The organism is Marinoscillum sp. 108 (assembly GCF_902506655.1).
In the GTDB taxonomy this organism is placed as follows: Bacteria; Bacteroidota; Bacteroidia; order Cytophagales; family Cyclobacteriaceae; genus Marinoscillum; species Marinoscillum luteum.
This window is the reverse complement of record NZ_LR734808.1, coordinates 3,460,286-3,484,556: the sequence shown is the minus strand read 5'-3', so window position 1 is coordinate 3,484,556 and position 24,271 is coordinate 3,460,286. Positions and strand designations below refer to the sequence as shown.

Below are 24,271 nucleotides of genomic sequence, written 5' to 3'. Positions count from 1 at the left end.
ATTTAGGATAACCCATTCTTTTCCTCGTCTGATCAATATCAGATCTGTCGAGTTGAATAAAGCCAATAAATGTTAGAAAATCTGTTAAAAGTGATCTCTTAGAAGTCATCTTACTTTTATTTATTTCTAGTCTTTATATATCCGATTAAAAACCCTTCTGCAGTTAGTCCGCTTAAAAACGCTTGCTTTTCATCAATAGGGCCGATAACCCACATGGTATAAAAACCTCCAGATAAAACGGAAACAAGTAACCCAAACAACAAATAGTGAGACAACACCATTTCCTTCTTGGATTTCTTCCCAGCCTTACCAATTAATGAAAAATTTCTTTTTAGAATCAGGAGATATCCTATAAATCCACCAACACTACCAATCACAAAAGCTTGAATAGGACTCATCACTTTATCAAAAAGAACCGCAAATTTACACAAAAACTCATTATCTATTTGATAAATACTTCATCAAATTCATACTGTCGGGTTGCCAATTTATTCAAACCTCTCAATATTTTGTACAACGTAACCTCTTCGGGTACTTTTTCAGTTTTTTCAGCTCTATTAACCGAACGTGTTGACACTTCAGCCTCTTTTGCTAACTGAGTCTTTCTAATACCTTCTTTCTTGCAAACTTCAGTCAATTTACTTTCCTGCAACTTCATATCCAAACTAGTATACGCAAATCAATATAAAATGTGACATTATGTGACATGTCAAGACATCTCAAAACTAGTGATTATATATCAAAATAAACCAAGTCATATCATCTTTTTTCACAAACTGTCTCTAACAGGCGCTAAGCCCAATCGGCTAACTTAGTTGTTTGCAAAGGGCATCTGGATCAGATACTTTTGAGATATTTGAAAGGCTGAGCCGACTGTGCTTAGCTGAGCGTTATGTTTAATTGGTGCTAATGGCAAATCCAAAACAATCCACGATTAAAAGACTTTTCGCTGTATCAAGTAACGAATGTGCTTTTCCAAAGTGTACAACAAGTATAATCGATCAAGTTTCAGGAAAAGTACTTGGTGAAATTTGCCATATCAAAGCGCAAAATTCAGATGGCCCCAGATTCGATGAATCACAATCTGATCCTGACCGCCACGCTTTTGAGAACCTTATTTTACTATGCCCCACCCATCATACAGTGATTGATTCAGATATTCAATCATACTCTGTTGAACGCTTGATTAAAATGAAATCTGAACATGAAGGGAAGGCCGAAAAGGAGTACGAATACCCGGACTTTCTTATCCAGCAACTTATCGACAAACTCAATATAACAACTAAGATTTTCTCTAACTCTAACGTTGTGGAAGGAAATCAATATGCTGAGGTCATTCAAAATATTACAAACCCGATCGAGATAAAAAACAGACTTTCTTACAATGAAATTCTACCACATTTGCATGAGGAAAACACACCTTTGTCTAAAGTAATCTCTGAAATACTTAATGCCTCTCATGAAAGCAAAGACCAGGAACTGATAGAACTCTGCCAAGAAGAACTAACGGGATGGCCAAATCCACCACAAACAGAAAATCATCACCGTATCATCGAAGTGTTCATTTCGGTAAACAAAATCCAAAAGGTTTGGGGATTGACCAATGATGAATTATGGAAAGAGTTTGAATCTAAGGATGATTTTGTGAAAATGAATATGTTTTACGGTGAATCCGTGCCAAGGCTTGAACAAATGATCAATGCGAACAAGTACAATGACCCAAATAGTAGTTACATTCATCTAGAACAGAAACAGGGCAACCTATTTCCGCATTTACCACATCCCGAAATCACCGTGCACATTTATGCCAAAGGAACGATGGTTCATGAACTACTGAACAGGATAAGAAATACGTTCTCTGAGAAACTAATTCAAAGATTAAAATAAACATAACAGACGATGATGGCGCATGCCCTTACTTAGCTATCTGCCAAGAGTTTGCTAGACATCCCACTTATCTACCGCCAGGAACCTGAAGTGCTTTCTACCAGCTTTTGTTCGTGGGAGTTTTTTATCTGTATGGCGCAGTGCGAGTCTGATACTTTGAATGCACCGGCAGATAAGCTACTTTTATCGAAGTTAAAAAAGCTCGGAGGCCACAGCGCCATATCTGGGCGTTAGGCGGAATTCGCGCAGATGAAATTACAATTCAAGATATTCGGACAGTTTTCTTTTCTATTGCTGATAGGCATATTTTCCTTGGCAATTCCATATCTGTTCATTAAAGGAGTCAACCCGAACGCTTGGAATAATTGGCCATGGATGGCATACTTCGGAACTCTTTTCCTATTAACAATTGTCTGGCTATGGTCGAGAATTCTAACTCAGCTTATTTCGGTTGAACTTACCAACAAGCAACTCAATTGCAGGAACATAGTAACCAGAACTGAACGAACAATTGAACTCACAGAAATCGCAGGATTTAAAGACGGTTTTTTCAATGGCTACACCATCTCATTGATCGGACTAACAGGGGAACCCTTGCTAACTCTCCACGAACACTATTACTCAAACTTTCGTGATTTCCTAGAGCAACTGAACCTCGAACATCTTGGTAGACGACCGAACTTAATGAAACGTTTATTCGGAAAAACGGAGAAAACATCCGCCTAACAGACGCTGATCGGGCATATGTCTTAGTGCTTTCTGGCTGATTTCAGTGCAACTCGACCGTGATATCTGCCGCTGGGATATGGCAGTGCTTTCTACCCACCGTAGTATTCGCTATCCGAAAAGCTGATCGCGCTTTTTTGTGATTAACTGGGAATACTGCTCCATCATTTCTTTTGACAAAAAGGATTGATTAACAAAGGCCAACCACCTATTCGAAAGTTTAGAATATTTATTGAGAATATTCTCTGCAGCCTTATCCGGTATTCCGGAAGTAGTCATTGCGCTAAAAAAATCTGATTTCTTTAACCTCTTCTTTTTCCCACATAAGGTCAGAGCAAGTTCTTCATCATCACCTTCAACCACCAAGGCCGAAGCAACTAAATCATATGCCGGAGCTAATTCATAATGACCATAGTTGTTCTTTAGCAATGAAAAGTTCTTCAAATGCATGTCTGCATTCCCAGTGAGGAAACTGAACAATGTCAACTCGTAAAACCTCACCAAATCAAGTCCTGGATTAATACTACTCCGTTTTATTTCCTTGGCTATCTGTTCATGTGATGATTTATATTTATCCTCCGTAAGACGCCCAAGCAATTGACACATATCTTCCATATGCTGCTTGTTTCCATCTCTTCTATCCATTCTTTTGGTTATGTATGCAAGTTCACCTGAACCCAAGCGAACCAAGGAATGCTCTGCGGTTCGAATATTTGAAATCTCGGCGAGATGCATCGTCAAGTCTTCTATTTGGGGTAGTTCATTCCACTTTGATGACGGAGGTTTTAATATAAATTGCCCCCACAAACCAACGATTGTCAATTTCGCGGATTCATTATCAGGTTTTTCAATATGCAATGACAATTTCGGCTGAACACCTGTAATGGTAGATTTCCCCCTGATCATTTGTTCCGCCAGATTAAGAAGATCTTCTTCTGTATACGGTACATTCGGTGGCTTTGGGAGACCAAATATTTTCTTACTGCAATTTGTGTGAAAATCACCTTCTGAGTCCCTATAGCAGTATAAACATGTCATACTAGTGGTTCAATTGATACAGCTCCAATGCAATCTTTACATGCGACGAGAAGAATTCCCATCCTATCCTTTTCATTCACCTTCCAGCTCTTTTGAACAATATCCAAAATCCACCCTTCTGGGATCAGACCATCAAAAAACGGAAATAAAATATTTGATTGATATGCCTTTTCTTGCAGAGGTAATGTTAAACTGATTGGCTCACCTTTCTTAGCAAAGTATTCAGATTCATATTGAAAATGATACCCTTCGTCATCTTCAGTCAGTGTCCCGGCCCATTGGTCCTGATAAAATACTTTAGCTTTTCTCATCTCTGCTGGCTTCTATAGGCCCTAATTCATATCCAAAAAGGTTTAAAACTTGATTAATCTTATCCATTCTCAAGGTTGGTTTTCCTTGCTCCAGTTCTCGAACGAATCTCAAACCAACCCCTGCAGCAAATGAAAGATCTTCTTGTTTCATTCGTGCTTGCTTTCTTTTCTCCTTGATGAACTGCGCTAATGGTGTTTGTTTCATTCTCTATACCCTTACGGGTGTAAATATATGAATTTATAGTAATTATACCCTTAATGGTATAAAAAAATATATTCTTATGCTAATATACCCTAAAGGGTATATATAGGTGACTATTGGTGTTTATGCCCAACCTGATAACTGGTTACCGATAACTCCTTACTCCATGAAGAACCAGGATCAACTTTGATGTTTATATCTACTTCTTGTTTTTTGATGGTGGAAGCACATTTGATTTGAAAAAAGGCTCTTCAACCAAACGCATTTTATTATAGCCGTTATCTTTCAATTTATATGAGAGTGTATATAATTTCACGCGCTTGAATTAGCTAATCACCTACACGTTGAAGAACCTTTGTTTTGACTTACTCACTGAGTTAAAAGTGATTCGGTTACCAATGATATAGGAAAAGTTGAATATTTTGGGTAGGCTGCAAAAGAAAAAACCCTCCATACATTTCGTATGAAGGGTTTTGGTAGGATTTGACTCCTTAAAAGCAGAGGAGGAGGGATTCGAACCCCCGGTACCTCGCGGTACAACGGTTTTCAAGACCGCCGCATTCGACCACTCTGCCACTCCTCTGTGTAATATTGGTCTACACCCAAACAGGATGCTGCGTTACCAAAATTCGTTTTCAAGACCTTATTCATCACGATCTTGTCCGCGAAATTGGAACGCAAAAATAGTGTATCTAATGAATTAGACAAGTGTCCGATATAATTTTATTTTAATCAGGCAAAATTGCCTTCTCCTCATACCAAATCTATCACTTTCCCCTGTTCAGCACTCTCGAAGGCTGCGTCGATGATACGCATCACATTCACCCCATCCTGTGCGGTGACGGGCTCGGGCAGATCGCTGGTTAGTGACTGGTAGACCGCCTCATAGTATTCCTTGTAATCCCCCGGGAGGGTCTGAATGTTCTCACGGATCACCTTGCCCTCCACCTCCGTATGTAGCAGCCCCTGCTCCGTATCGGGCTCCACTCCATACTGCGGATCATTGGGTTTCATGCCGGCCTTCAGCTGATCTTCCTGTACATCAGCCCTTGATTTCAAAAACGTTCCTTTCGTACCGAAAAAAGCGAACGAAGGAGTGGGCTCCCGGAAAAAATAGCCGCCCTTCACATGGACACGCATTTTGTCGTATTTCAATAATATATCGAAGTAGTCGTCTACCTGAGAATCCACTCGAGTAGTGGCAATATCGGCAAAAACGGATCGGGGCATTCCAAACAGGCACAATGCCTGATCAATCACATGTGCACCCAAATCCTTAATGATTCCTGCTCCCGCACTTGGTTTTTCCTTGTGAGTTTTGGGACTGAGTTGGGGGGTATACCGTGCAAAGTCAATACTGGCTTCCACAATGTCTCCCAGCAAACCCTGCCGTACCACGTTCTGCACTGTCTTGAAGTCACTGTCCCACCGGCGATTCTGAAATACGGCCAGCTTCAGGCCCTGCGCCCGGGCAAGTGCCTGTAGCTCCACGGCCTCTGCAGTGCACCCTACAAAAGCCTTCTCCACGATCACATGCTTCCCGGCATTCAGGGCTGCTTTGGCATATTCGTAATGGGTATAAGTGGGTGTATTCACCACCACCAGCTCTATACGATCATCTGCCAGAACAGCTTCCAAACTGTCATAACTGTGCGTGCCTGGATACTGGTCTGCAATGGCCTTCGTGCTTCGCTCCCACGAACCCAGCAAGGTAAACCCGGGATGCAGGTGAAGAAAAGGCGCGTGAAAAACCTTGCCGGACATGCCAAACGAAAGTAGGGCTGCGTTGATGTTAGTCATGCTACAAGTTTAAAACATACAATCCATTCCTGAAATCTTTCAGCAGGGTTACTCATTCGGTTTTTTACAAAACGCCATTAACAGGTTGCCCCACACGCTAAATTGAAAGGGAATCTTTGCATCGATAAACCAGAAAGCCCGGAGACGCTGTGCTTTACAGTGCTCCGGGCTCTTTTGTATCCAACTCTACCTGACCTTGTCAGATTAAAACTATTGGATATGTACTTTTTTGACAGTGCGGATCGAGGGGCCTTCGATCTCCAGTAGATACAAGCCACGCTTTACTCCCGCAGGAAGGGTAATTTTTATCTCTGGTGATTGCGCACTCCAAATACCTATGGCTCTGCCTGACAGATCGGTCAGCTTAAGAGAAACGGCTCCTTCCACCTGAGGCAATGATACGGTAAACATCCCATTCTGCACTGGATTAGGATAAATGGAGAATGATGGTGTCAGTTGCTGCTCATCAGATACTTCTCCCAGGCGTGCACCGCTTAGGTTTTCAAAGCTCCATAACTGATGATCTCCACTGCCAGAATTAGACTGCACAAGCTTAGTTCCGTTGGAGGTGCTTGATCCAGGCACTTCCAGCACCTTATTGCTGTGCGATGCTATGATTTTGAAATAGCCGCTGCCGGCATCCTGAATTTGCCATTGCTGATTGGCGCTACCAAAATAGTCCCATTGCTGAATTTCCTTTCCATTGGCATTGGAGGCATCCACCACATCCAACACTTTGCCGCTATGCACCGCAGTGAGTTTATAGAGACCGGATCCAACGCTCTCAACTACCCATTTTTGATTGTTACCATTGGCCCAATCCCATTGGTGGATGCGAGCACCATTCGATGTAGATACGCCGGAGACATCCACCACCTTTCCACTGGCCTTATTGGTGATCTTATAGGTACCTCCGGAGACTATACCTCCTCCTGAAGTGCCCTGAGTGGTTGCATTGGCCGTATTGGACCAGGCAGAGCTGCCGGCGCTATTGGAAGCCCGAACACGGTAATAGTAGGTAGTGGAAGCACTCAGGCCAGAGCTGGTATAAGTAGTAGCATCCGCACCGGGGGTAGCTATCTGCACCCAACTACCCGATCCACTTGGCGATCTCTGCACTTCGAAATTTACTTCATTGCCAGAATTGTCAGTCCAGCTGAGGGCTATGCTACTAGAAGACTGAGCACTGGCACTCAATCCACTGGGTGCCTGGGGTATGGTGGGCCCGGCTCCGAATTTGAACCAATTCAGGTTGCCTATTCCGTTGCCCCCTTTGAAAACCAAATAAAGATTTTGGACACCAGAAGCTCCGGATACACTTACCGTTCGAGTAACCCATGATTGCCAACCGCCAGTGTTTCCAACAGATACAGTAGCAATCAACGCACCACCAGTGCTACCCAGTCTAAACTCAATGGTTCCTGTAAAGCTGGCATTGGAGGCTATACGGGCTTCCAGGCTACTCGCCCCACTACCAAAATCCACATTACTATACTGCAGGTAGTCGTTGGCATCAGCATAACCCACATTTTGTCCTCCACCAGTGTCACTGGTGGTTTCAAGTTGTGTGCCACTCTGACTGGTGTAACTTTCAGCCTCCACAGTATTGAAAGGGTTGATGGTCGGCTGATTGTGAGTGGTGGCACTGCTGGTGTTAGACCAGGCCGAATTGCCCGCACTGTTAGATGCACGAACCCGATAATAGTAGGTAGTAGATGCGCTAAGCCCAGTGTTGGTATAGCCGGTGGTATTGGCGCCAGGAGTGGCCACCTGCACCCAACTGCCGGATCCCGTGGGTGATCGCTGTACCTCAAAATTTACTTCATTGTTAGAATTATCACTCCAGCTAAGGGCTATGCTGCTGGAAGATTGCGCGCCAGCATTCAATCCACTGGGAGCAGAGGGAATGGTGGGTGGATTGGTTTCTCCTGACCACACAAATGTAGCTGCTGATGATCCCGGCAGACTATAAACAAATGATTGACCACCGAACACCACCTTCACGTTTTGAGCACCCCCTGAGGAATTGTATGCCAATACTACCTTGGAGCCATCAGGATTCGAAAAAGCTACATTGGATATGGAAGCTGTGGTATTAGACTCTATTCTTACGGCACCGGGCTGTACAAATTTAGAAACCTGACTAATGATGTAGTAGGATACATTTCGGGTAATGCTGCTACTGCTATTGACAGTAACTGCCCCAAGGCATTCTGAGCATCCCCCTGGCGTTTTAGGCCCGTAGCTGGAGTTTGTGGCAAGGTTCCACTCTATCACAGATTTTGACCAGTTGCGCATAGACCCAATCACCACATTCTGCATGTGCCACCCTAAATCACCCGAAAAATTACCATTGGTGCTGGTAAACTGCTCAGTGAAGTACACGTTTTTACCCGTCTGATTCTTCACTGTAGACATGGCCGAAATATTCCCTCCATAAAGGTGAAAAGCCGCTCCGTCAACATAGCTGCTGTTGTTGAGTACATCTATCGGATAAGCCGTATTGTCGCAGTTGTGATCAAAAGCAATGATCTTAGTAGCGTGACCGGAGCTGGCGATGGCTGGCCCCAGGTTATTGTTTATAAAATTTTTCTGCTCCGTGGAGTTCATGAGCATGCTTGGTTCATTGAACGGGTTTTCAGGCTCATTTTGGGGAGTAATGGCCCAGATGTCTATCCCCAGGGCGGACATGGCATCAAGGTACTTCACAAAATAGGTTGCATAGGCCGCGTAATAGCTGGCATTCAGGCTTCCGCCAATCCAGGTATTGTTCGTCTTCATCCAGGTCGGTGCTGTCCATGGGGTAGCCAGCACTTTGATGTTGGGGTTGATGGTCAGAATATCTTGCAGAATTGGGATCAGATAGGTCTGATCCGGGCCAGCCAAACTGAAATTATTCATATTCACATCTCCGGAAGTTTCATTGTATGAATAGACAGAATTGCTCAGGTCTGAGGCACCAATACTAATTCTCACGATCGATATCGCATTGCCAGAGGCCGGATTGAAGAGCTCATTGAGAAGTGCAGTTCTGGTGCTGGTATTGAGCTGGCTAAGGGCCTCGGCACTTCCCTGAGTAAGCGCAAACCCAAAACCAGTAATACTCTGATAAGTATTTGCATCATTGACAGTGATCGTATTGGGCACATTACCATTGCTCCCAAAAGTCAGGGAAGATTGCTGCTGGAGCTTCACAGACTGATCTCCTTTGGTCAGCCAGACATCCACTGACTGGGCGTTCATCAGCAGTGGCATCAGCATCAAGCCCCATACAAGCGAGGCGATTTTGAAGAATTTAGAATAGTTCATAGTTATTACGTTGAAGGTTGAGAAACAGATTATCTGAAGAATGTACATTTGCCCGCCGATCCACTTGCTTTTTTTAAAACAGAAATAATTGCTTAATTATTGATTCATATTTTAAAGTATTAGCAATTTGTCGCTGGTTAAAATGCAAATTCCTCAAACTCAAACCTAGTCACCACCTCACCCCAAAATCCAAAAACAGGGTACACTTTGGTTACATCAGTTCCCTGGATGACTTTCGCCAACCTTACGCCAATTCGTTTATCGTGCTGATTATCAAATAATTAAATACGAACAGAAAGCATATTATCCGCCACTTTCTGCTGTGAAGGCCTGAGAGAATCGCCCGCTTGGGGTTCTATTAACCCTCCTCATAGACCTGCTTCCACTTCGTGCAATGAATATTTCAACAAATAATACCTGAAGTAGGTGTATTTTTAAATAATGGTAAAAACCCATCACTACTACCGCCACCAATTGTCGATTTTCTAAAAACATACGTGACCTAAAACCCAAGATCGGATTGATTATTTTAGACCGAATGAAAAAGGTGATTTCTCTTATTTTTTCAGGGATGCTGATTGCTCAGATTCCTCAGGCACAACCAGCAGCACCCAGTGAAATACAGATATTAGGCAAGCCAAGAATAAGGCACTATGATCGCGGAGATTTTCATGGGGACACTCAATTCTGGGCCGCCTGCGAGGATTCGCTCGGCGTCCTTTATTTTGGCAACAATGATGGTACCCTCATATTTGATGGTACCCGATGGCAAAACATTACGTTTCCAAACAACTCCTCTACCAGAAGTCTGCATTTTGCCCAAAATGGCACAGTGTACATGGGAGGATTTGGGCAGTTTGGTGCAGTGAGCAAAGATGGCTTTGGCAACTACCAATTTGAATCACTCTTAGACCTACTGCGGCAGGAAGATCAAAACATAGAAAATGTTTGGGATATCTGTGAATACCAGGGCTCTGTTATTTTCAGAACCTATAATAAGCTTTTGGCACTTAAAAACAATCAAATCCGTGTGATCCCCACGGAGTACGCCTACTATTCCAATGTGGTGAACGGTCAGTTGTTAATCGCCGATGCAGATGGCCTGAAGGTATTGGAACTCAGCAGCATCAACTTTTCCACTTTAGTGACTCAGGAGGAGTTAGATGGTAGTGAAATATCATCGATACTCCCTGGCAGAAATGACCATGAGATGCTCATTACCACAAAAAAAGGAACCCTGTTTTCTTTCTCAGGTCATAAGTTGACCCGCATGTTTTCATTAGTCGGTGGCCAGTCCGAATACCAGCTGATTACTGGCATAAAATCCAAAAACGAGATTTACTACTTCGGAACCCTCAACGACCAGATAATCTCTCTTGATAAAAACCTCAATCTCCTTGAATCAGGTAAAGATTACTGGGCCCTTCAAGACAACACAGTACTGAAACTGTTCGAAACCCGGAAAGGAAATGTCTGGGCCCTCCTCAACAACGGGCTTGACCTTTTAAATACCTCATCGGCATCCACCATTCTTTTTGAGGAAGCGTCTGTTTTTGACGTAGAGATCAACAGGAACACCCTGTATATGGCCACTAATCAAGGCGTATTTAAGTCAACAGTCAGTGAAAACCGAAAACCTCTCAACATGACGCATCTACTGGAGGGTCAGGCCTGGTCCCTTCAATCGTTTGAGGGCAAAGTACTCTGCGGGCACGACCGGGGATTGTTCGAAATCTCCGAAACAGGGATCACCCGCATTGGCAACATCACGGGTGTTTGGAAGATCATCAAAATCGCTCAGCAACAGAATAAATACCTGGTTTGCACCTATGACGGACTGATTCTAATGGAGTATTCTGACGGTGAAGGCTTTGTACTCAATCAAAAAATAGCTGGTTTCAATGAATCAGGCAGGGACATCTTACAGGCAGAAGGCGAGGGTGTTTTCTGGGTTTGTCATGGATATAAGGGAATCTATCGGTTAAAGTTGGACAAAAGTTTCACCCGGGTACTGGCTCTGGAGCATTTTCGTGAAAAAGGACTTCCGAGTCCATTCAATATTAACGTATTCAAATGGCAAGGCAAGACGGTATTTACCACCAATCATGGCATCTTCCAGTTCAATGAAAGTACAGACCTATTCGAGCCATTTACACCCCTCAATCAAGCATTTGGGCAAGAAAAGAATGTGCGTAAAATCATAGAAGCTGGGAACAAGACGTGGTTTGTACTGGACGATATGCTGGGTTATTTTGAAGGGGACGGGTCTGGCGGACTGCAACTTGACCCTTTTCTCGAACTTAAAGGAAGCTTTAACCGTGGCCTTGAATGCATTTACCCAATGCACCAAAGTGTGTTGATCGGAACCACTGAAGGTCTGTTTGCCTATGACCTGAATGCCCTGAGACAAACCGAAAATCAGACAGTGCTCACCAAAGTCACCTTTCGCGTAGGGTCAGAAATAAAAGAAGCCATACTCAACGCCGCAGAACCTATATCCCTGCCAAACAACGTGAGTGACATCACTTTTGAGTATGCCGTACCCGGGATGTCTGATCCTGAGACCGTGCAGTTTCGCTATCGACTTTCGCAGGCCTGGTCTGAATGGGATGCTCAACCTGTTAAACAGTACGAACAACTTAATCCCGGGAAATACACTTTCGAGGTGGGCTCCAGAAGCCTCCTTGGTGAAACAGGCACTATCGCCAAATACGCTTTCAGAATAATGCCTGTCTGGTATAAAACCAACTGGGCCTACCTGGCCTACGCCTGTATGGGGGGCTTGGTCCTTTTGAGCTTTAGAAAACTTATAAAAGCGAAAATCAGTCGGGAAAAAACACTCACACAACAAGAGGAACAAGAGAAAAGAAACTTGCTGGAGCTGGAGCTGGAGCGAATAAAACTGGCAAGTGAAAAAGAAAAAATAGAGTTGGAAAAGCAAATGCTGGAACAAGATGTGGTGGACAAAAGTAAAGAACTGACGAACTACACCATGCTGCTGGCCAAAAAGCGAGAACTGATCACAAACATCAAAGAAGCGCTCAAAGACCTCAAGAAATCCGCTCGCACAGAGGCCAACCGCACGTCCATCAGGGAGATCGTCCGGAGCATCAACATGCACCTCAATGATGAAGAATACCTTAAGGTCTTTGAAACCAACTTTGAGCGGGTCCACAAAGACTTCTTTGATGAATTGAAGGCCAACTTTCCGGATTTATCACCGAAAGAACTCCGACTGTGTGCTTTGGTAAGAATGAACCTGACCAACAAGGATATCGCCCCCATATTAAACATCTCCATAAGAGGTGTAGAAACGGCCCGATACCGCATCAGGAAACGCCTGAGTATTGACCATGACGAGAACATGGCGTCCTTTCTGGATAAGTTGGCAGATGCCAACCAGGAAGGATAACATGACATACCAGCCCAATCCTTTAGACTCCTGTATGGTTGCAGGTCCATTTGGCCAAATGGCCATTAACTCAGTCCAGTTGAATGGGTTTTTCGGAATAATACTTCTTCAACACAAAAAACGCCTTCTTCTTGACTCCCTGATCTGAGATCAGTCCCTTTCTGTTAAAGAAATCCTGAATGTCTGGCAGAGGTCTCCTGGCAGAGTAAAAGTCCATCAAAATCCAGGGAGTGGTTCCGCGCAGAAACGGGATATTCTTAAGCATCTCTATATTGTATTTGTATACGTCCTCCTGATACTCCTCTGTCCAGCGTTCCTCTGGCAGGCCGTGCAGCCCTTGCAAGGCGCCTCCGCCAAATTCACTGATGACCAAAGGCTTGTCATAGATCATTTTCCACTCTACACCGGCACATGACGCTGGCGTGCCACCGTACCAGCCACAATAGTTGTTGATCCCGATGACATCTAAAGATTCACCCAGGGCATCATCGATCACACGATAGCCGCCCTCAGAGTGCGGCTCCAAAGCACCTGTCAACAGGCGCGTGTTGTCATAACCACGGGCAGAAACAACCAGTCGCTTCAGAAAATCTGTGCGCGGGTCGCTAATGGGTGTCTCATTGGCCACAGACCACATGATCACCGCGGCTCTGTTTTTATCTCTGGTGATCATCTCCCGTAGCTGGTTCTGAGCATTGTCAAACACCGACTGATTTTCCCAGTCTATGGTCCAGTAGACGGGTATCTCCGACCACACCATGATCCCCATTTGATCCGCCAGCCGCACCATGTCTTCATTGTGTGGGTAGTGCGCCAATCGCACAAAGTTGCAACCCAGATTACGGGCCCAATTGAGCAAGGTTAGACACTGCTCCGGAGCAATCACCCTACCACCTGTGAAGGCCGCCACTTCATGGATGGAGATCCCTTTCAGAAATACCGGCTCCCCGTTCAGCAGAATGTCATTGCCACGGGTTTCGATCGATCTGAACCCAATCTGATCCTTCACCTGGTCGTCCCCCGATGTGAGCGACACTTCGTAAAGCTTTGGATTTTTGTCAGACCACAGACTCAGTTTGGTTTTGAAACTTACTTTGGCCAAACCAGTGGCATCGGGAGTCAGTGTGAGCTTCACCCTGGCTTCCGGGATTTCCAATTGCACCTTTTGGGTCAATTGCGCTCCGTCCAGTTGCACCCAGCCTTCTACATCGGTCTTGCTCCCTTTTTTGAGTTGTATGGCATAGTCCCTGATAAAAGTCTTCGGTACTTCCACCAGCTTTACCGAGCGGGTGATCCCCCCGAAATTGTACCAGTCACTGTTTTTGGTAGGGATACTCTCACTTTTGCGTGTATTGTCCACTTTCACCACCACAAAGTTTTCACCTGCCTTCAAAAGATTCGTTACCTCAAAATTGAAGGGCGTGAACCCCCCGATGTGCTCACCTATCTTCTCGCCGTTCAGGTACACTTTGGCGTCATAATTCACCGCCCCGAAATAGAGGAAAGCACGCTGATCTGATGGCTCATAGATAAAGGCCTTTTTGTACCAGACCGTGCCCTCATAAAAGAACAGATCTTCCCGCTGAGTGTTCCAGTCACCTGGTACGTTGAGCTGTCCTGATTTATCAAAATCATATTCGATCAGGTCACTGACGGTTTCGGGTTTCTGATCCTTGAAATAGCCATTGGGGTTAATCTTGTACCGATAATTATAATACCCGTTTTCCATCGGGTCTACTATGTATCGCCACTTGCCATCCAGGGTCATGGCCTCACGATTTGTCATATTGGTCAGCAGCGGAGCTTCATTCTGTGCTTGTACATTGAGCAACATAATGCCACAAAGAGCGGCCATACAGGTCTTAAAGAGAACTTTCATATCGAAGGGTTTTTAAAACAAAAAAGAAAAACAGGACACAAAAAAACTGCTCTCAAGCAGCTTTTGGTGAGTTATATCCGGAGGCTAAAGATACTTAGGGTGTTCACAAATCTGGGCATCAATCGTCCCAAAATGGTCAATTTTTGTCCTTTTGATTAGTTGGTTTCTTTCACGATCCATCGTTTGTGATCATGTGCAGATTGCATAAGTTTGAAAAATGAATCCGAGAACCATCAAGTATCTGAGTACACTGGGCGTCACCGTGGTAATGGCTTTGAGTGCCGCTTATTTTTACAAGACCTGGCAAAAAGGCGAACCACGATACTATTTCCTGATTATGGCCTTTGCCATAGCGCTCCTTCTTTCCTATAGCCTGTTTAAGAAAAAGAAAAATTAAACCTCCAAAATGAAGCAATTTCTAATCACTCTTCTTGCCATAGGCATATTGTCAGGTTGCGACAAAGAAGAGTCGGCCCCCAATACCCAACTGGAGATTGCGGTACTTGATGCTGAGGGTAATGGCGCCTCAAACTCTGAGGTTAATGTTTATTTGTCTTTGGCGAGTTTCCTGGATCAGGAATCCCCGATTGCCAATGGCCTTACCGATGCCACCGGTGCGATCACATTTTATGGGCTTAAACCAAAACAGACGTACTACATTGATGTTAGGCGAGTGAATGCAACCAACTGGATCAGCCAGATTACTTCTCCTTATATAGAAGAAGGCATGAATACCTTCTCAACGGTCATCTCAGAAAACTGGTACAGCAACCTGAGCAATGCTGCCGGAATTTCCTGGTCTCCAAAATATGTATTCATAGATGATGTCTGGTACATATACAATGACTGTTTCAACGATGATCAGTATCTGTTTAAGAAAAACCTCAAGATGTCTTACCGCAACCACACCAAGTGCAGTGCCTCCGACCCGGATTTTTACACAGGAGAGTGGTTTGGAACGGCCAATCAGGTAACCATTTATTCTGATCTTGAAGGTGACACAGGACTATCCTTCAAACTGGTGGAGTCCGACCCTGCTTATTTTTTAGGCGAACTGAGAATTAATGGTGGCGAGCTTTTACTGGTCAGGTTTGAAAAAATGGGTATCTGATGTGAAGTTCGACTGAACTGTCGGAGAAAATATTGGGGTTAAATTTGAACAGCATGGCATTAAATGGAATACCTTTAATGGAATACCATGACACTTCAAGCGATTAAACCATTCGTATTTCTATACCTGATGGCCTCATTGACCGCCTGCAATGAAGGAGAGTTAATGTCCGCCGCTGAATTGATCATAACCGTTGAAGACGCACAGGGCAATAAGGTTACCACCGCTGAAGTCTACCTTTATGAATCTCTGACCGCCTTTCAAAATGAAACTTCATCAGTAACTGCCGGCCTGACCAACACCGCAGGGTACCTGCAGTTAAAGAATCTCTCCCCCGGTCAGATTTACTATTTGGATATACAAAAAGGAAGTGCCACCAATTGGATTCATCAAACAACTTCTGTGGTCATTCAGGAGGGATTGAATGAATTTTCAACAATCCTGACAGAAAACTGGTACAGCAATTTAAGCAGTGTTGGCGGCAAGGTTTGGTCCCCAAAATTCATATTGCAAAATGAGCAATGGGTTCAGTATGACGACTGTTTCAACGATGATCAATATCAGTTTTATAAAAATTTTGACATGGATTTTCGAAACAACACAAAGTGCGTAGGATCTACCGAAGACTTTTTCACAGGACAATGGTTTGGCAGTGCCACCCAACTGTCAATCTACTCAGACGCAGCGGAGAGCGCCGGACTTTCTTTTAAACTTCTTGAGTCCAGCCCTGATCATTTTGTTGGCGAACTCAGGGCGACAAGTGGACAATTGATCACCGTATACTTTGGAAAGACCAACGGCTAGGAGGACGGCGACCATCTCAAAAAAAGAAAAGGGGTCAATGACCCCTTCTCCCCTAAAACAAAAATACGAAGTATAACAACCAGCCAGATTATCGCTCAATGAGCATTCTCCGGCTTATCTTTAGGTCTCCGCTTTCTACAGTAATCACGTAGACCCCAGCTTTCATTCCTGGGGAAAGACCAATTTCTGTAACTTCTTTTACGAGCTCCTCTGTCAAAATCACTTTTCCGGACAGATCAGTTACTTTCATCACCCCTTGATGAAAATCAAGGTTTCGCAGGTCTATTTTGAAAAGATCAACTGCTGGGTTGGGGTAGATCAGGAAGGATTCCTCAGTGGCTTCCAATCCATTAGACTCTTCAGCCATTCGCGAGCCTGAAACACTCCCCCAGGTGAAAGTTTCCCAGCCACCAATGGTCGCTCTGTTGCACATCATCCCTGAGGCACCATTTTCAGAAGACACATATTGCCCATTGAATCCTTTCAAAGCCAGAGCATTTCCGCCAAGGGATACCCACTCAAAAGCTTCCCAACCACCAATTGATGGTCGATCACAAAGCATGGCTGCAGTACCATTCATAGAGGACACATAGAGGTTATTAGTGCCACGCAAGGCTACCTTACCATCGCCTGTAGCTACTACTGTAAACTGCTCCCAGCCACCTACTGACCCCCGGTTACACATCATCGGGTTCTGGCCATTCTCAGAAGACACATACTGATTGTTGCTACCACGTAGCCAGATGGTCTGTCCGGTGGGTGCGCCATTTGCCACAGGGGTAATCTTAAACCAGTTGAGATTGAAACCACCGGCCAATACGCTGATACCCAACTCCTGCTGACCCGCTGGTAGCGTCACAGTATGCGAAATGGTCTGCCAGGTCTGCCACCCACCTGTCGCAGAGACTGCTTTGGTACCATAAGAAGATCCTCCTCCGAGTCCTTCCAGCTGGAGGGATCCACCACCATTCTGACTAGCTACACGATACTCCACCGTATAATCGCCTGCAGTGGGGATGTCCACCCGATAGCCCAGCCAATCTCCGGCGTCCGTCCAGCCTACATTCTGACCACCACCTGTATCGGAGGTAGTCTCTGTCTGGATACCTAACATGTCACAATAAGCCTCTGCCTGAATGGCTGCGCTGATACTCTGAAATGATCCGGTACATCCACTAGGTGGAGGTGTGGATCCGCCGGTACACCCGCTTGTCCAGGGGGCAGGCAGATCCTGAGTAACCGCAGCGATGGTATTGGTATTGGGGATACAGTTTTGAAATTTGATGCTTTCGAGTACGCCAGCCATGGCTGAGGCACCGTCTGTCGGGTAACTGCCCCCTATTCGCATCAAAGCCGCATTGGCTCCCACATCATGCCTTTTGTAGGTCCAGTGGCACCAACCGATGCCTTCCTGATCCAGTTTGTCAATATTTTGACTCAACCATTCATTGGTATTCTCACCAGTCTCCCCAATCCATACCGGCACTTGGTGATTGTTTCTGAAAGCCACCAGATTGGCCATTCGGTTGATCTGATTCGGATTAGAGTCAGACACCCAATCATCCGCAGGGTCTATCCAGTACCGATGAGCATTATATACCAACCCCCAGTTGGGCGAAAAGGTAAACGGCTCCAGGTAATCGTAGTTATTTCCCCAGCCATTACCCTCCACCATGATCATGTGGTTATCACCATTATCACGAATGGTGGTAATCAGGCGCTGCAGGAGGGCATGAATGGCCTGTCCGCCTCCGGGTACATTATTAGGCTCATTGATGAGGTCGTAAAATGCGATGCGAGGCTCGTTGATGTAACGCGCGGAGATCCTGTCCCAAAGCCTATTGGTCACATCCTGAAAGACCGGAAACTGCCAGAGGTTATTGTCATGAAAAATATCCGCAATGTTCTTATCCGAACCCTGTCCACCTGGAGCCGCATGCAGATCCAAAATCACGTACATGCCGTTATCAGCACACCAGCTCAGCAGGTTGTCGATCACACGGTAGCCTTCCAGGTTAGGGTCATTGAACAGTTGATCATTATCATGCCAATTTTGAAGCGAATTCTTGTAGGTATCATGACCAAAATTGAGGTCAGTGATCACATTGTTTCGCACAGCGCGCTGGGCACTCGACAAAAACAGCTCATAATGCATTGGCAGACGCACACTATTGAATCCTAATGAAGCGATATAGTCAATGTCTGCCTTGGTAATGAAATTGTCCCGCCAGCTTTGATAAAAAGCCTCCACCTGAGCCATGGATTGACCTTCATTTAAATATTGCAGTTTCATCTGCCACTGGGTGCCAGGGCAGCCCGTACACCCTTGAGGGTTGAGCATGTAGCCCTCCTGAAGCGCCCAGTTGCCAAGACCCACAGCGCGTAGGATTACCGGCTGGTTGGTTTCTGCGTTGACTATTTGGGTGCCCGAAGCCTCCAGCCAGCAGCTTTGGCCGAAGACAGAACTTTGGGTGATGATCATCAAAATGGCGATTATAAGAAACCCGAGCTTACGAAGCCCGATCCCTTCCGGGATAGAGCCTCTTTTTTCATTTGGTAGGTTAGAAATATGTTTCATGGTTTTTTTGGTTGGTTGAATGGTTGGAATAAGAATCAGGCAGAGCAGCAACTCTCATCAATTCCCTGTGCCTGATTTCATGACGATTTAGGGTTCATCATTCAATGATGATTAATGGTGATAGATAATTATTATTGAGAATCAGACATTGAGCAGAAAATCCCGTTTACCGCCGCCTGCCTGATTCAATTAGATATGAAGAAGAATGTAAATCATAAGATTCTTTCTTTTTAGTAAGCCAGTATTTTATTAGGTGCCAGAGTGGATGGGGCCGGCACATCAGAGGTTCAGCAACGCATGGCACACTACTCTCCTTGTATTGATCATTTGTAGAATTGAGTTTTTCATGATACATCATTTAGGTTGATTTATGTTCTCCAACTTCACTTCTCATCTACATACTTCTCACATTCGGAGGGAAGTGCTACTCTCACACCTACATGGTCACTGAGTTTTGGTTATATCAAAAGCCCTGTTGAATCAGGAAAGTGATAACAAAAAAGGAAGGCAGAAACTCCGGTAGAGCTCCCACCTTCCTACTAAATGGTCAATTAATCTTCAGCGAACATAGAAACATTGTCTATGACCACCCCTCCAGCGGGGAATGTAATCCCCCCTGCTCTGATCGCTACGTAATATGTTCCGGCAGTGAGTGTGATGGTACCATCACTACTACCACAGTTGTTATCTCTCAAAGATCCCGAATAGGTCGCCTGTGCATCGCCACAATCCCAGGTATTTACTGCCAAAACCACAGTAGCGCCAACCTCGGCATTGTAATCTTGATCTGCTACCGGCTCAGTATCTCCTACCCAAACTTCAGCCCAGAACTCATCTGCAGCATCGGTAGTGATATCCAGGTCAAAGCCATAGGTGCCTGCCTCCACTGTAACAGCCTGCCATGCACCGCCATGAGCTTCTCCACCCCATCCGGCGTCCGGATTAACTTCACCAATAGTCAGAACCCCGGAAGCTATGGATATATCGGCATTCGCATTCACATTAAACTGCTGCAAAGTCCACTCAGAATCATCATCGAATGTGCCATTTTTAATTTGGTTTTGAGGCTCTGCGTCTTTTACTGTCACTTCTTTGGTAGCCTCATTGGATCCTCCTTCATTGGTCGCAGTTAATTTTACCGAATAGGTACCCCCTGCCGAATAGGTGTAGGTAGGATTCTCCTCAGCTGAGGTGCCTGCACCATCACCAAAGTCCCAGGCAAAAGTCTCTCCCTCCAGGGTGGCATTGGTAAAAGTTACAGAAAGGGGATTTGTCGCATCTACTTCAAAGCTAAAGCTGGCAACAGGTGGAGCAACAGGCTCTTCATCCTCAGTACACGATACGGTCACCAGTGCCACTAGCAAAGCAGCACTCAAAATTCTAAAATTCTTGAAAAAAATTCTCATGTTTATAAGGTTTAAGTTGATCTTGGTACGTTTATAAAATCTTTTTTACCTGGTTGAATGTCTTGCTTTCGGTAATGGAAAAGCGGCTTTTGAGTTCCTCAATATTCACTTCATACTCACCGGCCTCTACGGTCCAGGACAAGTCCTTGGCCACAAAGGCCACATCCCGGGCACTGATCTCAAATGAAACCCTGGTGGTCTCACCAGGCTTGAGTGAAATCTTCTCAAATCCCCGCAAGCGCTTTACATCTGGCGTGACTGACGCAAACAGATCCGAGATATAGAGTTGCACCACTTCCTTGCCCTCTACATTGCCCACATTGGTCACGGAGACTGAGATAACAAGCGTTTCGTCCGGGTCGATTGACCCACGTGAAAACTCCATGTCGCTGTAATCAAACTCCGTATAGCTCAGTCCAAACCCAAATGGGTATTGCACCGCAAAGTCAGACTCATAATCATACATTCCTTCCATCTTATTCTGCTCCTCTGATGGCTTGTGGTCATAGGTAACCAGGGTATTCCCAAACATGGGATAGGTATAGGGCAGTTTGCCACTTGGGTTCACTTCACCGAAAAGCACCGCGGCTAATGCATCGCCACCATAGTTGCCAGGAAGGTAGGTTTGCAACACTCCCTGCATTTGACCTTCGATACTGCTGATCAGTCTGGGCCGACCTTCATTCAGCACCAGAATGACAGGCTTTCCCGCAGAGGCTGCGGCTTTGGCCAGGTTCAGCTGGTTGGCAGAAAGACTCAGGTCATGTAAGTCGCCGGGTTTTTCAGTATAGCTATTCTCTCCCAGACAGAGCACCACATAATCCGCCCCATTCGCTGCAGCAATCACCGCATCCAGATCTTTTACTTCTTCCTCCCAATACTTCCCCTCATGATTATAAGCCACACCTTCCACAAACTCTACATTGGAAGCTCCGGCTTGTGATTGTATGGCCTCCAGAATGGTATGATACCTCCCTGCAAATTCTTCTACTTTTTCTCCTTGCCAGGAGTAAGACCAGCCACCATTCAGCGTTCGCATGGAATGAGCGTTTGGTCCCGTTACCAAAATTTTGGAGCCCTTTCTCAACGGAAGAATTCCGTCATTCTTGAGGAGGGTAATGGCCTCAGATGCCACATCATATGCAGCAAGTTCAAAGTCTTTGCTCCCAAAATTCGGATAATCCGCAAGGCTCGTTACTGGTTGTTCAAACAGCCCGAGCTCATCTTTGAGTGTGAGAATTCGGCGCACAGCGTCATCAATACGCTCCATGCTCACTTCTCCCTCTTTCACCAGCTCTACCAGATAGGTACAAAAATCGTAATCATAAGGGATCATAGACATGTCAATACCCGCATTAATAGCCATTTTCACCGCTTCCTTTCGGGTGGCAGCCACCTTATCACGAAAGTGGAGGTTGTCAATGTCTTTCCAATCGGTCACTACTACACCCTTGAAGCCCAGTTCACCCTTTAAAAGGTTGGTGATAATCTCCCTATTGGCATGCACCGGAATACCATTGATGATCCCGGAGTTGATCATTACTGAATGAGCCCCAGCCTCTACCGCAGCCTGGAAGGTAGGCAGATGTCTCTCACGAAGTTCCATTTCAGAAATATGTGCCGGTGTTCGGTCTTTACCGGTATATGGTACCGAGTACCCAAGAAAATGCTTTAAGGTGGAAGCCACCTTAGTAGGCTTGGAGACATCATTCTTTTGGCCCTCGTATCCCTTAATCATCTGTTTGCCCATCTCTGAGGCCAGGTAGGTGTCTTCACCGAATGTTTCCCACATCCTCGGAAAACGAGGGTCACGCCCCAAATCCAGAACCGGCGAAAAATTCCAGGGAATCCCTGAAGCACGTGTTTCGTATGCAGTGATCTCTGCCCCCCGTCTCACCAGGTCTCTGTTCCAGGTGGCAGCCAGTCCAATCTGCTGTGGAACAAAAGTAGCTCCTGCTGTGTAGGTTGTTCCGTGGATGGCATCAATTCCGTAAATAACCGGAATACCAAGTCTCGATTGGTTTACCGCAATGTCTTGTATTTCAGAGACTATGGCATTCCATTGTTCTGGAGTACGTGCACGGTTATTTGCAGTATTGAGTATAGAACCTACCTTATGGTCTAATATGGCTTCCTTAACCAATGTTATATCTAGTTCCAGTGGCTCATTACTGACATATACACTTTCTCCTTTGGTGATCACATCCAGGGTCACCTGAGCCATCTGGCCTACTTTCTCCTCAAGGGTCATTTTAGCCAAAAGCGCTTCTATTTTTGGTGTAGGCCGTGTCAAAAACGAGGCCTCCATCAATCTGCTGTCAGGATTCTCACAGCTCAGTATTCCTGAGAATACCACCACAATCAATAAATACTTTCTAAACATTATACAATGAGTTTTCTGTGTTTACACACCTTTCATCTTTGCAACTGGTGCAACGCCTTATTCGAATTAATTTGAAAATATGGTGGTGCCAAACACATCGGGCACCACCAGTAATACCTGTTAGTTGAGCTCCACGAGCTGTGCATCATCTATGGTCACTCCCGATCCGAGGTTACCATCCCAGCTTCCTACCTTTATCAGGAAGTACACGGTACCTGCTTCTTCAAAAGAGGTGTCCCCGCCAATTTCAATTCGCCCCTGTGTATAATCTGTTCCATCAGAAGGCTCTGTGGTATGTACATAAAACTCTATCCAGGAACCAGTAGCTCCGGGATCAACTACCGTGGCTTTGAGTCGGTATTTCTGCCCCGCTTCTACATCCACAGCTTGCCATACACCAACGTTGGTCTGTGCCGGTTCAGAACCATTAGTAAACTTCATCACACCATCCACAAACTCAACAGTGGTGAGGGTCAGCCCTACGTTAGTCACAGTCCATACATTTTCATCCTCCATGTTACTCCCCACAAGGATATTATCTCCCTCCACAAGTGGGGTAGTATCAAGGCCAACCAAGACGACATCATCCAATATCAACCCGGTGGTTCCGAGGTTTCCGTCCCAGCTACCTACTTTTATCAGCAGATAATAAGTACCATCCTCGGCAACACTCACCTTTCCATCGCCTATGCAGGAAATAGCTGGTAATTTACCATCGAAGGCATCGCCACCACAGCCTGTCCAGGTATTGAGTCCGGCAATTGGTGTGGCACTTGGATCCACTCCTTCCTGAGGCTCTTCATCCAGAAGTAAAACCTCCACCCAGGAGTTGGTCATCCCTGACCCGGAAGCTGATGCCGAAAACTGATAGTCAGTTCCTCCTGTGAGCTCAACTTCCTGCCAAACCGCAATATTGGTTTGGGCCACCTCAGTTCCATTGGAGAGAATCAACTTGCCGTCACTAAACGTGTAGGAAGTCATAGTACTTCCTGTGGAGGTAAAAGTCCAGGCACTCTCGTCGTCCATCTCACTACCCAGGAGCACATTCACCCCGGTGGAAGCATCCGCCTCCACAGTCACCTGCTGCTCGGTGGTCGACTGACCTCCGGCACTCACCACAGTCAGGCTGACGGTATAGACTCCTTTACTTTCAAAAAAAGCGGTATCTGTCTTGCTTCCTGTGATTACAGTACCATTGCCCAAATCCCATTTATAAATAAATGCTCCTTCTGAGCTACTCTCGAGCAGGTAGGTATTTCGCATCTCCGATGTAGAGATGTCCGTGATGGTGAATGCAGCCTCTACGATTTCACCCAAGCTCAAATCTTCGTCTTCAGGAAAGCAGCTTGTCAGCAACATCACCAGCACTCCTGAGTATAATATTGATCGTATAATTTTCATAAACTATTCTCTTTAAGATTGTGA

17 protein-coding genes and 1 tRNA gene are annotated in these 24,271 nt (G+C 45.3%); 5 read left to right on the top strand and 13 right to left on the bottom strand.

The annotated features are described in order from the left end of the window. Positions 1–116: 116 nt before the first annotated feature. Positions 117–431 (bottom strand): hypothetical protein, encoded by a 315-nt coding sequence (locus tag GV030_RS14140; RefSeq protein WP_221413345.1) that lies wholly within the window; start codon positions 429–431, stop codon positions 117–119. Positions 432–442: 11 nt separating this feature from the next. Beyond that, positions 443–658: a helix-turn-helix domain-containing protein gene (locus tag GV030_RS14135; protein ID WP_159583113.1), complete on the bottom strand. Its 216-nt coding sequence runs from the start codon at positions 656–658 to the stop codon at positions 443–445. A gap of 251 nt (positions 659–909) precedes the next feature. On the opposite strand from GV030_RS14135, the gene GV030_RS14130 reads away from it, so the two are divergent. Then, complete coding sequence (locus tag GV030_RS14130) at positions 910–1,887, top strand: hypothetical protein (protein ID WP_159583111.1); 978 nt, start codon at positions 910–912, stop codon at positions 1,885–1,887. An 837-nt stretch (positions 1,888–2,724) separates the two neighbouring features. On the opposite strand, the gene GV030_RS14125 is transcribed toward GV030_RS14130, so the two are convergent. The 6 genes from GV030_RS14125 to GV030_RS14100 form a co-directional block, all read right to left on the bottom strand. Next, the gene (locus GV030_RS14125) at positions 2,725–3,519 is read right to left on the bottom strand and encodes a HipA domain-containing protein (RefSeq protein WP_255465419.1); all 795 of its coding nucleotides are present in this window, start codon (positions 3,517–3,519) and stop codon (positions 2,725–2,727) included. Positions 3,520–3,647: 128 nt separating this feature from the next. After that, positions 3,648–3,962: a HipA N-terminal domain-containing protein gene (locus GV030_RS14120; RefSeq protein ID WP_159583107.1), complete on the bottom strand. Its 315-nt coding sequence runs from the start codon at positions 3,960–3,962 to the stop codon at positions 3,648–3,650. Then, a complete protein-coding gene (locus GV030_RS14115; RefSeq protein WP_159583105.1) occupies positions 3,949–4,167 on the bottom strand; it encodes a helix-turn-helix transcriptional regulator in 219 nt (72 codons plus the stop codon). The genes GV030_RS14120 and GV030_RS14115 overlap by 14 nt, the downstream gene beginning before the upstream one ends. Positions 4,168–4,662: 495 nt before the next feature. Next, positions 4,663–4,747, bottom strand: a tRNA-Ser gene (locus GV030_RS14110). 170 nt (positions 4,748–4,917) lie between these two features. Then, complete coding sequence (locus tag GV030_RS14105; protein WP_221413344.1) at positions 4,918–5,964, bottom strand: Gfo/Idh/MocA family oxidoreductase; 1,047 nt, start codon at positions 5,962–5,964, stop codon at positions 4,918–4,920. 210 nt (positions 5,965–6,174) lie between these two features. Continuing rightward, positions 6,175–9,273, bottom strand: coding sequence for a carbohydrate-binding protein (locus GV030_RS14100; RefSeq protein ID WP_185155820.1), 3,099 nt, complete (start codon positions 9,271–9,273; stop codon positions 6,175–6,177). A 538-nt stretch (positions 9,274–9,811) separates the two neighbouring features. Between GV030_RS14100 and GV030_RS14095 the strand changes: the two genes are divergently transcribed. Next, positions 9,812–12,685 (top strand): hypothetical protein, encoded by a 2,874-nt coding sequence (locus tag GV030_RS14095; protein WP_159583101.1) that lies wholly within the window; start codon positions 9,812–9,814, stop codon positions 12,683–12,685. Between the two features lie 70 nt (positions 12,686–12,755). Here the strand turns inward: GV030_RS14095 and GV030_RS14090 are convergent, their stop codons facing one another. Beyond that, positions 12,756–14,564 carry a glycoside hydrolase family 2 protein gene (locus tag GV030_RS14090; RefSeq protein ID WP_159583099.1) on the bottom strand — a complete coding sequence of 603 codons (1,809 nt, stop codon included), beginning with the start codon at positions 14,562–14,564 and terminating at the stop codon, positions 12,756–12,758. A 217-nt stretch (positions 14,565–14,781) separates the two neighbouring features. On the opposite strand from GV030_RS14090, the gene GV030_RS14085 reads away from it, so the two are divergent. The 3 genes from GV030_RS14085 to GV030_RS14075 all read left to right on the top strand — a co-directional run bounded on the left by GV030_RS14085 (position 14,782) and on the right by GV030_RS14075 (position 16,479). Continuing rightward, positions 14,782–14,961 (top strand): hypothetical protein, encoded by a 180-nt coding sequence (locus tag GV030_RS14085; protein ID WP_159583097.1) that lies wholly within the window; start codon positions 14,782–14,784, stop codon positions 14,959–14,961. A 9-nt stretch (positions 14,962–14,970) separates the two neighbouring features. Further along, positions 14,971–15,675 (top strand): hypothetical protein, encoded by a 705-nt coding sequence (locus GV030_RS14080; protein ID WP_159583095.1) that lies wholly within the window; start codon positions 14,971–14,973, stop codon positions 15,673–15,675. Positions 15,676–15,762: 87 nt separating this feature from the next. Further along, positions 15,763–16,479, top strand: coding sequence for a hypothetical protein (locus GV030_RS14075; protein WP_159583093.1), 717 nt, complete (start codon positions 15,763–15,765; stop codon positions 16,477–16,479). Between the two features lie 88 nt (positions 16,480–16,567). On the opposite strand, the gene GV030_RS14070 is transcribed toward GV030_RS14075, so the two are convergent. From GV030_RS14070 to GV030_RS14055, 4 genes are all read right to left on the bottom strand, one after another. Further along, positions 16,568–19,057, bottom strand: a complete 2,490-nt coding sequence (locus GV030_RS14070; protein ID WP_159583091.1) for a carbohydrate-binding protein — start codon at positions 19,055–19,057, stop codon at positions 16,568–16,570. 551 nt (positions 19,058–19,608) lie between these two features. After that, the gene (locus GV030_RS14065; RefSeq protein WP_159583089.1) at positions 19,609–20,463 is read right to left on the bottom strand and encodes a PKD domain-containing protein; all 855 of its coding nucleotides are present in this window, start codon (positions 20,461–20,463) and stop codon (positions 19,609–19,611) included. Positions 20,464–20,494: 31 nt separating this feature from the next. Further along, positions 20,495–22,846 carry a glycoside hydrolase family 3 N-terminal domain-containing protein gene (locus GV030_RS14060; RefSeq protein ID WP_159583087.1) on the bottom strand — a complete coding sequence of 784 codons (2,352 nt, stop codon included), beginning with the start codon at positions 22,844–22,846 and terminating at the stop codon, positions 20,495–20,497. A gap of 120 nt (positions 22,847–22,966) precedes the next feature. After that, positions 22,967–24,247 (bottom strand): PKD domain-containing protein, encoded by a 1,281-nt coding sequence (locus GV030_RS14055; RefSeq protein ID WP_159583085.1) that lies wholly within the window; start codon positions 24,245–24,247, stop codon positions 22,967–22,969. Positions 24,248–24,271 lie beyond the last annotated feature (24 nt).